The sequence below is a fragment of the Vibrio sp. Scap24 genome, assembly GCF_013394185.1.
GTDB classification, from domain to species: Bacteria; Pseudomonadota; Gammaproteobacteria; order Enterobacterales; family Vibrionaceae; genus Vibrio; species Vibrio pomeroyi.
This window is the reverse complement of sequence record NZ_CP041332.1, coordinates 2,611,396-2,625,104: the sequence shown is the minus strand read 5'-3', so window position 1 is coordinate 2,625,104 and position 13,709 is coordinate 2,611,396. Positions and strand designations below refer to the sequence as shown.

At 44.9% G+C, this 13,709-nt stretch carries 13 protein-coding genes; 12 read left to right on the top strand and 1 reads right to left on the bottom strand.

Going from position 1 to position 13,709, the window contains the following annotated elements:
• Nucleotides 1–7 precede the first annotated feature (7 nt).
• Complete coding sequence (locus FLM53_RS11600; RefSeq protein WP_017631908.1) at nt 8–478, bottom strand: zinc ribbon-containing protein; 471 nt, start codon at nt 476–478, stop codon at nt 8–10.
• Between the two features lie 263 nt (nt 479–741).
• Here FLM53_RS11600 and leuS point away from each other — a divergent pair, with 263 nt between their 5' ends.
• The 12 genes from leuS to lipA all read left to right on the top strand — a co-directional run bounded on the left by leuS (nt 742) and on the right by lipA (nt 13,576).
• Complete coding sequence (leuS, locus tag FLM53_RS11595) at nt 742–3,318, top strand: leucine--tRNA ligase (RefSeq protein ID WP_176681867.1); 2,577 nt, start codon at nt 742–744, stop codon at nt 3,316–3,318.
• 234 nt (nt 3,319–3,552) lie between these two features.
• The gene (lptE, locus tag FLM53_RS11590; RefSeq protein ID WP_176681868.1) at nt 3,553–4,206 is read left to right on the top strand and encodes an LPS assembly lipoprotein LptE; all 654 of its coding nucleotides are present in this window, start codon (nt 3,553–3,555) and stop codon (nt 4,204–4,206) included.
• Between the two features lie 12 nt (nt 4,207–4,218).
• A complete protein-coding gene (holA, locus tag FLM53_RS11585) occupies nt 4,219–5,244 on the top strand; it encodes a DNA polymerase III subunit delta (RefSeq protein WP_176681869.1) in 1,026 nt (341 codons plus the stop codon).
• 66 nt (nt 5,245–5,310) lie between these two features.
• Complete coding sequence (gene rsfS, locus FLM53_RS11580) at nt 5,311–5,628, top strand: ribosome silencing factor (RefSeq protein ID WP_004735247.1); 318 nt, start codon at nt 5,311–5,313, stop codon at nt 5,626–5,628.
• A gap of 3 nt (nt 5,629–5,631) precedes the next feature.
• Entirely contained in the window at nt 5,632–6,102 is a 471-nt protein-coding gene (rlmH, locus tag FLM53_RS11575) for a 23S rRNA (pseudouridine(1915)-N(3))-methyltransferase RlmH (RefSeq protein WP_017068506.1), read from the top strand.
• A gap of 6 nt (nt 6,103–6,108) precedes the next feature.
• Entirely contained in the window at nt 6,109–8,001 is a 1,893-nt protein-coding gene (gene mrdA, locus FLM53_RS11570) for a penicillin-binding protein 2 (RefSeq protein WP_176681870.1), read from the top strand.
• A complete protein-coding gene (gene rodA / locus FLM53_RS11565) occupies nt 8,001–9,122 on the top strand; it encodes a rod shape-determining protein RodA (protein WP_017631913.1) in 1,122 nt (373 codons plus the stop codon). Before mrdA ends, rodA begins: the two co-directional genes overlap by 1 nt.
• Before the next feature lie 3 nt (nt 9,123–9,125).
• Nucleotides 9,126–9,965 carry a septal ring lytic transglycosylase RlpA family protein gene (locus FLM53_RS11560; protein WP_176681871.1) on the top strand — a complete coding sequence of 280 codons (840 nt, stop codon included), beginning with the start codon at nt 9,126–9,128 and terminating at the stop codon, nt 9,963–9,965.
• A 93-nt stretch (nt 9,966–10,058) separates the two neighbouring features.
• Nucleotides 10,059–11,240: a serine hydrolase gene (locus tag FLM53_RS11555; protein WP_017068508.1), complete on the top strand. Its 1,182-nt coding sequence runs from the start codon at nt 10,059–10,061 to the stop codon at nt 11,238–11,240.
• Between the two features lie 232 nt (nt 11,241–11,472).
• The gene (gene ybeD / locus FLM53_RS11550; protein WP_026084358.1) at nt 11,473–11,751 is read left to right on the top strand and encodes a DUF493 family protein YbeD; all 279 of its coding nucleotides are present in this window, start codon (nt 11,473–11,475) and stop codon (nt 11,749–11,751) included.
• 195 nt (nt 11,752–11,946) lie between these two features.
• Nucleotides 11,947–12,606, top strand: coding sequence for a lipoyl(octanoyl) transferase LipB (lipB, locus tag FLM53_RS11545; protein WP_004737632.1), 660 nt, complete (start codon nt 11,947–11,949; stop codon nt 12,604–12,606).
• A 4-nt stretch (nt 12,607–12,610) separates the two neighbouring features.
• The gene (gene lipA, locus FLM53_RS11540) at nt 12,611–13,576 is read left to right on the top strand and encodes a lipoyl synthase (RefSeq protein WP_017059920.1); all 966 of its coding nucleotides are present in this window, start codon (nt 12,611–12,613) and stop codon (nt 13,574–13,576) included.
• The last annotated feature ends 133 nt before the right edge of the window (nt 13,577–13,709 follow it).

Sequence of the window (13,709 nt, the reverse complement as noted above, 5' to 3'; positions counted from 1 at the left end):
CGGTATTTTATGGCTTAAGCGCTTTGCGACTAAATCCTTTCGAACCACATTTAATACACGGAATAATCGTGGTTGGGTGATTATATTCGGTTTGATGACCACACTCATCACAGACTAGTGTACCAAGACCAATAACCTCATCCGCTTGATACAAGCCTTGATGCTCTAAATCTTGGAACAGCTCAACCCATTCCACTTTGGTACGATCAGTAATATCCAAAAGCCCCTGCCAAATAGAGTCAGCAATCATCAAGTAAAACGGGCCGCTTTTACTCTCTTCATAACTTTCAGAAAACTCTTTTAAGTCCGATTTCACATAGGCTGAAATCAGCGATAGTTCATCTTTAGTCATGTCATTGGCGGCTTTCGCAAACTTACCTGACGTTTCGATTTTGTTGTTGAGCTCTTCAGGACTATGCTTCAGCGTTTCGATGACCTCTTCAACCACTTCTTCATAGAGTGCTTTTTTCTTCGGCATAACAACCTCCTTAAGATAACCAACTTTTACGCGTGCAAACGGATGTGTCGCAATGCACTCCCGCTCACAAACAAATGCAATTCATACTCTTAAGTATAGTTGCCCTGCGAAATTCAGTGAAAATTACGCCATCTACTAGGCAGCAACTGCAAGTATGAAGGGTATAACTATTGTTGTACTAGGCTCCTTTAGGTATTCTATGACGATCTGTAAGATTCTGTTCTAACCGAACTCACAAATTCCAAGATAACCGGATACCATCGATGCAAGAACAATATAACCCGCAAGAGATTGAACAAAAGGTTCAACAACACTGGGATGACAGCGAGACTTTCGTTGTAAGTGAAGACCCAAACAAAGAAAAATTCTACTGTCTTTCTATGTTCCCGTACCCAAGTGGCCGACTGCACATGGGTCACGTGCGCAACTACACCATCGGTGATGTGGTATCTCGTTTCCAACGTCTACAAGGCAAAAACGTAATGCAACCAATCGGTTGGGATGCATTCGGCCTACCAGCAGAAAACGCAGCTGTTAAGAACAACACAGCGCCTGCACCATGGACTTACGAAAACATCGAGTACATGAAAAACCAGCTTAAGCTTTTAGGCTTTGGTTACGACTGGAACCGTGAATTCGCAACGTGTACGCCTGAGTACTACCGTTGGGAGCAAGAGTTCTTCACTAAGCTTTACGAAAAGGGCCTAGTTTACAAGAAGACTTCTTCTGTTAACTGGTGTCCGAACGACCAAACTGTACTTGCAAACGAGCAAGTAGAAGATGGCTGTTGCTGGCGTTGTGATACTCCGGTAGAACAAAAGAAAATCCCACAATGGTTCATTAAGATCACTGAGTACGCTCAAGAGCTACTAGACGATCTAGACAACCTTGAAGGTTGGCCTGAAATGGTTAAGACCATGCAGCGCAACTGGATCGGCCGCTCTGAAGGTGTTGAGCTATCTTTCGCTGTTAACGGTGAAGAAGCGCCACTGGAAGTTTACACAACTCGTCCAGACACACTAATGGGTGTTTCTTACGTTGGTATCGCTGCAGGTCACCCACTTGCAGAGAAAGCATCGAAGAACAATCCAGAGCTTGCTGCGTTCGTTGAAGAGTGTCGTAACACTAAAGTTGCTGAAGCTGAACTAGCGACGATGGAAAAGAAAGGCATGGATACTGGCTTAACAGCTATCCACCCTCTTAACGGTCGTGTTGTTCCTGTCTTTGTTGCTAACTTCGTTCTTATGGATTACGGCACAGGTGCGGTAATGGCGGTTCCTGCTCACGATCAACGTGACTACGAATTCGCAACTAAGTACGGCATCGACATCATCCCAGTAATCAAGCCTGAAGACGGTTCTGAGCTAGACGTTTCTGAAGCGGCTTACACAGAGAAAGGTGTATTGTTCGATTCTGGTGAATTCGATGGTCTTGCTTTCCAAGAAGCATTCGATGCAATTGCTGCGAAGCTAGAAGCGGAAGGCAAAGGTAAGAAAACAGTAAACTTCCGTCTACGTGACTGGGGTGTATCTCGTCAACGTTACTGGGGTGCGCCAATCCCAATGGTAACCACTGAAGACGGTGAAGTTCACCCAGTACCAGCAGACCAGCTACCCGTTATTCTTCCAGAAGACGTGGTAATGGATGGCGTAACTAGCCCAATCAAGGCAGATAAGTCTTGGGCTGAGACAACATTCAACGGCGAACCTGCTCTACGTGAGACAGATACATTCGATACGTTCATGGAGTCTTCTTGGTACTACGCTCGTTACTGTTCACCACAAGCTGACGACATCCTAGATCCAGAGAAAGCAAACTACTGGCTACCAGTGGACCAATACATCGGTGGTATTGAACACGCGTGTATGCACCTGCTTTACTCTCGTTTCTTCCATAAATTGCTACGCGACGCGGGTTACGTAACGTCTGACGAACCGTTCAAGCAACTTCTATGTCAAGGAATGGTTCTAGCTGACGCGTTCTTCCACACGAATGAAAAAGGCACGAAAGAGTGGATAGCTCCTACTGACGTGACTATCGATCGTGACGGTAAAGGCCGTATCGAAAAAGCTGTCGACAACCAAGGCCGTGAAGTTGAACACTCAGGCATGATCAAGATGTCTAAGTCGAAAAATAACGGTATCGACCCACAAGAGATGGTAGACAAGTACGGCGCTGACACAGTACGTCTATTCATGATGTTTGCTTCTCCTGCAGACATGACACTTGAGTGGCAAGAGTCTGGCGTTGAAGGCGCAAACCGCTTCCTTAAGCGTGTTTGGAAACTGGTTCACGCTCACTCTTCTAAAGGCGCTGCTGAATCTGTTGATGCTTCTGCTCTGTCTGGTGACCAAAAAGCACTTCGTCGTGATATCCACAAGACTATCGCGAAAGTAACGGACGATATCGGCCGTCGCCAAACGTTCAACACTGCAATCGCTGCAATCATGGAACTGATGAACAAACTAGCGAAAGCACCTCAAGAGTCTGTACAAGATCGTGCAATCCTTGATGAAGCACTAAAAGCTGTCGTTCGCATGCTTTACCCAATGACGCCACACATCTCTTACGAAATGTGGATTGCACTGGGTGAATCAAACGTAGATTCAGCAACATGGCCAACTTTCGATGAGAAAGCGCTAGTTGAAGACGAGAAGACTATCGTTGTAATGATCAACGGTAAGCTACGTGCGAAACTGACTGTTGCTGCTGATGCGACCGAAGAGCAAGTTCGTGAACTTGGTCTAAACGATGAGAACGCTAAAAAGTTCCTAGATGGCCTAACGATCCGTAAGGTTATCTTCGTACCTGGTAAGCTTCTAAACATCGTTGCTAATTAATAATAGTTAACTAACATTGGCTAACTAATCAATTGCAGGCTAAAACTGGCTAACTGGTTTTAGTCTGCATACATAACTGTTGTAACGAACTTATTTCGTTTTTAGCAGTCTCTAGACAGGGTAATTAAATTGCCCTGTCTACTTATTTAAACGCTTTACTTTCAGTGACTAACCTCACGCCAGCAAGCTAAAGTATTTAAATAAGTATTCTACCTTCATGAGAGCCATCAAATAATGCGCCTGATTTCACTATCTTCATTGAAAGTTACTATTGTTGTTCTAACCGTTAGCCTATTGAGTGCCTGTGGTTTCCACCTACGCGGTGATTACTCAGTGCCAGAAGAACTCAACAAGATCTCTGTGACCAGTTACGACCAATACAGCACGTTTACACGTATGATGAAAGGCCAGCTGCGCATGAACGATGTAGAAATTGTTCCACCTGCGGAGAACATTCCTAACCTACATATCATTAGCGAAGGCGTTGGTGAGCGAACTCTGTCCCTTTACCAAAATACTCGTGCGGCAGAAATTGAACTCACTTTCTACGCTTCGTACCGTGTAACGATCCCAGAGCTAGGCTCAAAAACATTTTCAACCAGCGTAACCCGTAGCTACTTAGACAACCCGTTAACTGCACTCGCAAAATCGGTTGAGCGCGATATGATCGAAGATGAAATGCGTAAGCTGGCAACAAGCCAAATCCTTCGTCAAATGGCTCGCCTTAAAGCTAATATTGCCGCTGACAGCATGGATCTGGAAGCACTAGAACACAATCAGGTTAAAGAGCTGGAAAAACAGTACAACATCAAAAATATTGAAGTTGAAGACGTTGAGGTTGCTCCAGGCTCAGAAGAACAGCCAGAGCTCAGCGAATCTGCTGAATAATAGGTTTATTTGATGCGTATTTTTGCCGACCGTCTATCGGAACAACTGTCTAAACAGCTGAGCAACGTTTACCTAATTTTTGGTAACGAACCCCTGCTGTTACAAGAAAGCCGAGAAGCGATCCTGAAAGCGGCTAAGCAACAAGGCTTCGAAGAACGTCACCGCTTTGCGATCGATAACAGTCTCGATTGGAATGAAGTTTACGATTGCACTCAAGCACTCAGCCTCTTCTCTAACCGTCAGGTCATCGAACTTGAGCTTCCGGAGTCGGGTGTCAATGCGGCGATAGCAAAAGAGCTACTCGCGATATCCGAGCATATCCATAGCGATATCTTATTGATCTTAGTTGGTACTAAGCTAACTAAAGCTCAAGAGAGTGCAAAATGGTTTAAAGCGCTCTCTAATCAAGGGCATTGGGTCAGCTGTTTAACTCCAGATGTCGGCCGATTGCCTCAATTTGTTCAGGCTCGTTGTCGTCAAATTGGCTTATCTCCAGATCCTGAAGCCGTTCAAATGCTGGCGCAATGGCACGAAGGTAACCTTTTTGCATTGACTCAAAGTCTAGAGAAACTGGCACTACAATACCCGGATGGAAAGCTCACTTTAGTACGCTTAGAAGAATCGCTGAGTCGCCACAACCATTTTACCCCGTTCCATTGGAGTGATGCGTTGCTAGCAGGTAAAGGCAATCGAGCTCAAAGAATCCTAAGACAGTTAGAGGCTGAGGGTGTCGAGCCTGTTATTCTGCTGCGTAGCATACAACGTGAGCTTGCTCTGTTATTACAAATGCAACAACAAATGAAACAGATGCCGATTGGCCAGGTCTTCGAAAAACACCGCATCTGGCAATCTAAAAAGCCGCTTTATAACGCCGCGCTAACAAGAGTTTCGATTTCTCGATTACACTCTTTGTTCGCGTTGCTCACTCAAGCTGAATTGATGACAAAAACTCAATATGAGCAGTCGCCATGGCCACTAATTCATCAGTTAAGCGTAGAGTTTTGTATCCCTTCAGCTTCAATACCATTCCACGCATAAAAGCGTGTTATATTCTAGGGTCAACAAGCCCTAAACAAAGCTAAATTCAGATTAAAGGAACACCCAGTGTTACGTGAAGAACTAAAAGACTTTCTTGCAGACAAAGCCGACGACATGAAAGCAGAATCGATTGTAACTATCGATGTAGAAGGCAAATCAAGTGTGACTGATTACATGATTGTTTGTACTGGTACCTCTAAACGCCATGTTGCTTCTATTGCACAGCATGTTGCTGATGAAGTGCGTAAAGCGGGTATGCAGCCTCTAGGTATGGACGGTCAGCAAGAAGGTGAATGGGTTGTTCTAGATATGGGCACAAGCATGCTTCACGTTATGCAAGAAGAGCATCGTGAGCTGTACCAACTAGAAAAACTTTGGGGCTAAGCTTTGAAGATCCAGTTAATCGCAGTTGGCACAAAAATGCCAAAGTGGGTTGAAGAAGGTTTTCAAGAATACAAACGCCGCTTCCCTCACGATATGCCATTAGAGCTCATTGAAATTACTGCTGGAAAGCGCGGTAAAAATGCAGATATTGCACGAATTCTTCAAAAAGAAGGCGAAGCGATGTTGGCTGCAGTTCCAAAAGGCAACCGCATTGTCACGCTCGATATCCCAGGTAGAAAGTGGGATACCCCTCAACTTGCTGAGCAATTAGAAAGTTGGAAGTTGGATGGACGTGACGTATCTATCCTAATTGGCGGGCCTGAAGGATTAGCACCTGCATGTAAAGCGGCTGCAGACCAAAGTTGGTCTCTGTCTGCGCTTACTCTCCCTCACCCATTAGTACGCGTTATCATGGCTGAAAGCTTGTATCGAGCTTGGAGCATCACTGCTAACCACCCTTATCATCGAGAATAAGCGTTAATGTTACGTAAACGTAGCCAAATCCGTGATTACAAAGCAGAAGCACGACTATTTACTAGCCGTGCTTTTGTTGCGTTTGCGGGGATCATAGTCATGATGTCGATGTTGGTTGTTAACCTGTACAACATTCAGGTCAATCAATACCAAGACTATAAAACTCGTTCTAACGACAACCGTATCAAGGTCGTTCCAATCGCCCCTAACCGTGGTTTGATTTACGATCGCAACGGTGTACTTCTTGCCGAAAACCGTCCTGTTTTCAATCTAGAAATCATACCCGAAAAAATCAAAGATATGGATGACACACTTGCTCGTCTGCAAGCATTAATCGAGATCCCACCAGAACGTATCGAGCGCTTTAATCGTGATCGTCGTAATTCACGACGCTTTAAATCGGTACCGATTCTTAATCAACTGTCTGAAGAACAAGTTGCTATCTTCTCTGTAAACCAACACAAATTCCCAGGTGTTGAGGTTACGGGAACTTTGAAGCGTTTCTACCCGTATGGCGATGTACTCACTCACGTAATTGGCTACGTATCGCGCATCAATGACCGTGATATGCAGCGCTTGATGCGAGAAGAAAAAGACGCCAATTACCAAGCAACTCGTGATATCGGTAAGTTGGGTATTGAACGTTATTACGAAGACATGTTGCACGGTACTGCAGGCTATCAAGAAGTCGAAGTAAACAGCCGCGGACGAGTGATTCGTACCCTCAAATTTGTACCTTCGGTTCCGGGCAAAGATATCGTACTCAACTTAGATATCAAGCTACAGCTATACGTACACAAGTTACTTGATGGCCGTCGTGGTTCAGCTATCGTTCTCGATCCGAAAGACAATGGCGTGTTAGCCATGGTATCGAGCCCAAGCTACGACCCAAACGCATTCGTGCATGGTATCTCGTCTAAAGGCTATAACGCGCTACTTCAAGACAAAAACCGCCCTTTGGTTAACCGTGCCACGCTAGGTATTTATCCACCAGCATCGACGATCAAGCCATTCATGGCTGTTGCTGCTCTGCAAGAAGGTGTCATTACGCCGAACACAACCCGTAATGACCCAGGCTATTGGAAGATACCAAACTCAAAAACGAGACCATTCCGTGACTGGTTACGTTGGGGGCACGGTGTTGTGGATATAGAGAAAGCGATTGAAGAGTCGGTGGATACCTTCTTTTACCAAATTGCTTATGATCTCGGCATCGATCGCATATCCAAATGGATGATGATGTTCGGCTTTGGTGATTATACTGGAATCGATATCTACGAAGAAAGCAAAGCCAATATGCCAACACGTGATTGGAAGATGGCCAGACACCGTGTGCCTTGGTATCAAGGTGACACCATCCCTGTTGGCATTGGTCAAGGGTACTGGACTGCAACACCAATGCAGATTGCAAAAGCCACATCAGTTTTGGTGAATGAAGGTGAAGTAACAGCACCTCACTTACTTCGTTCAACCATTGATAACGGTCGTCCATTCGATGAACAAATCATGTCAGACATTGAAACTTACCCACCGCTAACCGGGGTTAAGAAGAAGTATTGGGATATCGCTCAGGAAGGTATGAGGCTGGCTAACCACGGTAAAAAAGGCACGGCAAGACGTTCATTCCAAAAGATGTCTTACCAAACCGCGGGTAAATCGGGTACTGCGCAGGTATTCGGCCTTAAAGAAGATGAAGAGTACAACGCGGACGAAATCGCAGAGCACTTACGCGATCACGCCCTCTTTACTGGCTATGCGCCTTTTGAAGACCCGGAAGCCGTCGTGACTATCGTTCTAGAGAATGCAGGTGGCGGTTCTTCTAACGGCGGCCCAGTAGTAAGAAGGATTTTAGACCATATTATCCTTGCAGAAGATTATCAAAGTGAGCCAATTAAATAATGAAACTTGATCCCTCAACTGGACGAAATAGAGCCTTATTCGAAAGGCTACATATCGACCTGCCATTATTGCTCGGCATTCTGGTTTTAATGGGCTTTGCCTTATTGATCATGTACAGCGCAAGCGGACAAAGCCTTGCGATGATGGATCGCCAAGCGATGCGTATGGCCCTGTCTTTAGGTGTGATGATTTTCTTAGCGCAAATCTCACCGCGCACCTACGAAACCTTAGCTCCGCTGCTGTTTGCAGGCGGGGTCATCTTGCTATTAGGCGTGTTGTTCTTTGGTGAGGCTTCTAAGGGTGCGCAACGTTGGTTGAACTTCGGCTTTATTCGATTCCAGCCCTCTGAGTTATTGAAGCTGGCGGTACCTTTGATGCTGGCACGCTTTATCGGTAAGCGCTCACTACCACCAACTTTCCAAACGCTCGCGATCTCGCTAGTAATGGTGTTTGTACCGACGATTTTGATCGCGAAGCAACCCGATTTAGGTACTTCTATCCTTATCGCTGCGTCGGGTATCTTTGTGATATTCCTAGCGGGTATTAGCTGGAAGATCATCGCTAGTGCTGCGATAGCACTTGGGGCGTTCATACCAATTCTGTGGTTCTTCTTGATGCGTGAATATCAAAAAGTACGTGTAAGAACCCTTTTTGATCCTGAATCAGATCCATTAGGTGCGGGCTACCACATCATTCAGAGTAAGATTGCGATAGGTTCTGGTGGTATATCAGGAAAAGGCTGGCTGCAAGGTACTCAATCTCAACTGGAGTTCATCCCAGAGCGTCACACCGACTTCATTTTTGCGGTTATTGCCGAAGAATGGGGCATGATCGGTATTTTGTTCTTGCTTGCTATCTACCTGTTCATTATTGGACGTGGTTTAGTACTGGCTAGCCAAGCTCAAACGGCCTTTGGTCGAATGATGGGCGGCAGTATTGTACTGAGCTTCTTCGTCTATATTTTTGTAAACATTGGCATGGTAAGCGGCATCCTACCGGTTGTAGGTGTCCCTCTTCCTCTGGTCAGTTATGGCGGTACTTCAATGGTTACCCTTATGGCTGGTTTTGGTATTTTAATGTCGATCCACACACACAGAAAAGCATTCTCAAAGGCGACCTAATCGATGTCTATTACAACGTTTTCAAAAAAAGCATCCTTGGTTGATGAGCTGCCAATTAAAAAAGTCCTCTCTATTGTTGGGCTAGCAGTTTTAATCAATGGTTGTTCTTCACAGAAACCAACGGGTCGCTACGATATTGATTCAGATATTGCGCCAGACGCACCTATCTCGGTAGAGCATTTAGAGGATGCTCATCCTCAGTATGAACCCTACAGTTTAGGTGGTAACAATAACTACACACTGCGCGGTGAAGACTACAAAATCGTCAAAGAGACGGAAGGATTTACCGAGAAAGGAAGAGCGTCTTGGTACGGTAAGAAATTTCATGGCCATTTAACCTCAAATGGCGAGATTTACGACATGTATTCGATGTCTGCAGCGCACAAAACATTGCCGATCCCAAGCTATGTAAAAGTGACCAATACCGACAACGACAAAACCACAATTGTTCGTATCAATGACCGCGGCCCATTCCATGAAGGCCGAATCATTGACCTTAGTTATGCGGCTGCTTACAAGCTCGATGTATTGAGAACTGGCACTGCAAATGTTGAGATAGAAGTCATTACTGTAGCTATGCCAACCGACGCTAAGAAAAAGGCCGCTTTGCCGCAATTTATTATTCAAGTTGCCACCTCTCCGCATGAAGATAGAACAGAGAAGTTGGCCAAAGATCTAAGCGAAAAGCTAGAAGTAGCAACGTTCTTGCAGCCAAATGATGACAACTACCGTCTGATGCTTGGGCCATTTCATGACTATGCTCTGACTCAAGAGAAATTAGAACAAGTTAAGCTAATGGGTTACCCGTCAGCTTATATAAAAAAACACACCCTAACTCGCTAATTAATCTAACAGTTACTTCTGGTAATCAGCGCTCTGGTGTGACAGAGTGATTCTGTTAATATATGAATAGTTCACCAAATAATTGCATTCAAAATGATTAAATCTAATAAACTTGTTAAATCGATTTTTGCTACTTCTGTTGCACTTTCTGCAACGATAGCTACATCGTCATTCGCCGCTCCTATTGTTGTTCCTGATGCACCTCAAATAGCCGCTAAAGGTTTTGTTCTGATGGATTACCATTCAGGCAAAGTACTAGCAGAGAAAGAGATGAATACTCAACTTTCTCCAGCAAGTTTAACCAAGATGATGACGAGCTACGTGATCGGCCAAGAGCTTGATCGTGGCAACATCAACCTAAACGACGATGTTGTAATCAGTGAAAATGCTTGGGCTAAAAACTTCCCAGATTCATCTAAGATGTTCGTTGAAGTTGGTACAACGGTTAAGGTTGAAGAGCTGAACCGCGGAATCATCATTCAATCAGGTAACGATGCTTGTGTTGCAATGGCTGAACACATTGCTGGCTCTGAAGACGCATTCGTTGACCTAATGAACGCTTGGGCAAGCTCTATCGGCATGAAAGACACGCACTTTGCGAACGTGCACGGTCTGGACAACCCGAACCTATACTCAACGCCTTACGATATGGCGCTACTTGGTCAGGCGCTAATTCGCGACGTTCCTGATGAGTACCGTATCTACTCAGAGAAAAAATTCACTTACAACGGCATCACCCAATACAACCGTAACGGTCTGTTATGGGATAAGAGTATGAACGTTGACGGCATCAAAACTGGCCATACAAGCAACGCAGGTTACAGCCTAGTAAGCTCAGCAACAGAAGGCAAAATGCGTCTAGTCGCTGTTGTAATGGGTACTAAGAATGCGAACGCTCGTAAAACAGAAAGCAAAAAGCTTCTTAGCTACGGTTTCCGTTTCTTCGAAACAGTGGCACCGCACACAGCTGGTGAAACCTTCGTAGAAGAGAAAATCTGGATGGGTAGCAAGGACACAGTTGCGCTCGGTGTAGACGAAGATACTTTCGTAACTCTACCTCGTGGCCAAGCTAAGAACCTAAAAGCAAGTTTCGTACTTGAGAAAGAGCTAGAGGCTCCGATCAGCAAAGGCGATGTAGTTGGTAAACTATTCTACCAAGTTGATGGTGAAGATGTTGCTGAATACCCGCTACTAGCACTTGAAGACGTAGACCAAGGCAGCCTATTTAGCCGCCTGTGGGATTACCTAGTACTGCTGTTCAAAGGCTTATTCTAAGTAAGTAAAAAGGTTTGTTCTAAACAAAACCTAAGCTTGTTGGAAAGCTAACCTAATGAGTAAGTTCATTATTTACTCATTAACGAAACCAAAGCCGCCATGTGCGGCTTTTGTTGATCTTGAGTTCGGTGATATTTACACGTAATATTCCGCCTTATTACTCGTGTCTGCAGACCGAACACGCTTTTTATCGACTATCGCCAATTTGCGAAAGTCTAGCCTTTTGGAGCTAATCATGAACATCAATTCTGATGCAAAACTAAAAGACCTCTTAGAGTTCCCTTGTTCATTCACTTACAAAGTAATGGGCCACGCTAAGCCAGAACTGACTGAGCTAGTGCTAGAAGTGATCCAGCGTCATGCTCCTGGTGACTACAGCCCAACGCTAAAACCGAGTGCGAAAGGCAACTACCACTCTGTTTCTATCAATATTACTGCGACGTCAATTGAGCAGGTAGAAACCCTATACAAAGAACTGGGCGAGATCGAAATCGTTCGTATGGTTCTGTAATCTTCGATTACGCATGAAAAACAGCGGCTTATTGCCGCTGTTTTTGTTTAAAGCACAGTATCAACACCAAATTCATTCAACTTAATTTTAAATAAATACAAAGAAAGTTGAAAAACCTTGCAGTCCGTCTGTAGTTAGAATCATGTTTCGCGTTTATAATGCGTTCACTTTATTAATCCTTGAGGGAGTGCCGCTTTGCAAAATAAGCTAATCGTAAAAAAATTAGGCCGTCAGGATTATGAACCTGTATGGAAAGCCATGCATAAGTTCACAGACGAACGCACGGAAGAAGACGTAGACCAAGTTTGGTTGGTTGAACACAACCCTGTCTTCACTCAAGGACAAGCAGGCAAAGCTGAGCATGTATTAAATGCCGGTGATATCCCTGTGATACAAAGCGATCGCGGTGGCCAAGTGACTTATCACGGCCCAGGTCAGTTAGTTGCTTACTTTCTGATTAACATCCGCCGCAAGAAATTCGGAGTGCGTGATTTGGTTACTCATATTGAGAACCTCGTAATCAATACTCTGAAAGCTTACAATATAGATTCAGCTGCCCGACCTGACGCTCCTGGTGTTTATGTCGATGGCAAGAAAATCTGTTCACTCGGATTACGTATTCGACGTGGCTGCTCGTTCCACGGGCTAGCACTGAACGTCGATATGGACCTGTCTCCGTTTCTACGTATTAACCCATGTGGTTATCAAGGTATGGAAATGGCACAGGTCAGCCAACTTGGCGGACCAAGTGAACTAGAAAACGTTGAGCAACAGTTAATACAAGAGCTCGTAGAGCTACTCGGCTATGACCAAGTAGACATTCAAGCCACCAGTAACATTACAGCAGAAGCATAAAATCATGAGCAAACCAATCCAAATGGAAAAAGGCGTTAAATATCGTGACGCTGACAAAATGGCATTAATTCCCGTAAAGAATATGCCTGCTGAACAGAAAGAAGTGCTACGTAAGCCAGAATGGATGAAGATTAAACTTCCTTCAGACAGCCATCGTATCCAAGAAATCAAATCAGCAATGCGCAAAAACAACCTGCACTCAGTTTGTGAAGAAGCGTCTTGCCCTAACCTAGCCGAGTGTTTCAACCACGGTACGGCAACGTTTATGATTCTTGGCGCTATCTGTACACGTCGCTGCCCGTTCTGTGATGTTGCCCATGGTCGTCCAGTTGCTCCTGAAGCGGAAGAGCCGAAGAAGCTAGCTAAAACAATTAAAGACATGAAACTGAAGTACGTTGTAATCACTTCAGTTGACCGCGATGACTTGCGTGATGGCGGTGCTCAGCACTTTGCTGACTGTAACCGTGAGATTCGCGAACTAAACCCAAATATTCGTATCGAAACACTGGTTCCAGACTTCCGTGGTCGTATGGACGTTGCGCTTGACCTAATGAAAGACAACCCGCCAGATGTTTTCAACCACAACCTAGAGACAGCGCCACGCCTATACCGCAAAGCGCGCCCGGGTGCGAACTACAAATGGTCTCTTGATCTACTGAAAAAGTTCAAAGAGCAGCATCCAGACATTCCAACAAAGTCTGGTGTAATGATGGGTCTTGGTGAGACGAAAGAAGAGATCGTTCAAGTACTGAAAGACCTACGCGAACACGGTGTAACTATGCTGACACTAGGTCAATACCTAGCACCAAGCCGTCACCACTTACCAGTAGAGCGCTACGTGCCGCCTTCAGAGTTCGACGAGCTGAAAGAGATTGCTCTTGAACTTGGCTTTACACACGCTGCTTGTGGTCCGTTTGTACGTTCTTCTTACCACGCAGATCTACAAGCTCAAGGTATGGAAATTAAGTAAGCAATTACTTAACTCTATTCTAAAGGCGCATCCCCTCGGGTATGCGCCTTTTTAGTATCGACAGACCGTTACGTTAATCACCATAGTTCTTATACAACAAAGCCGCTCTAGGAGAGCGGCTTTGTTAAATTAA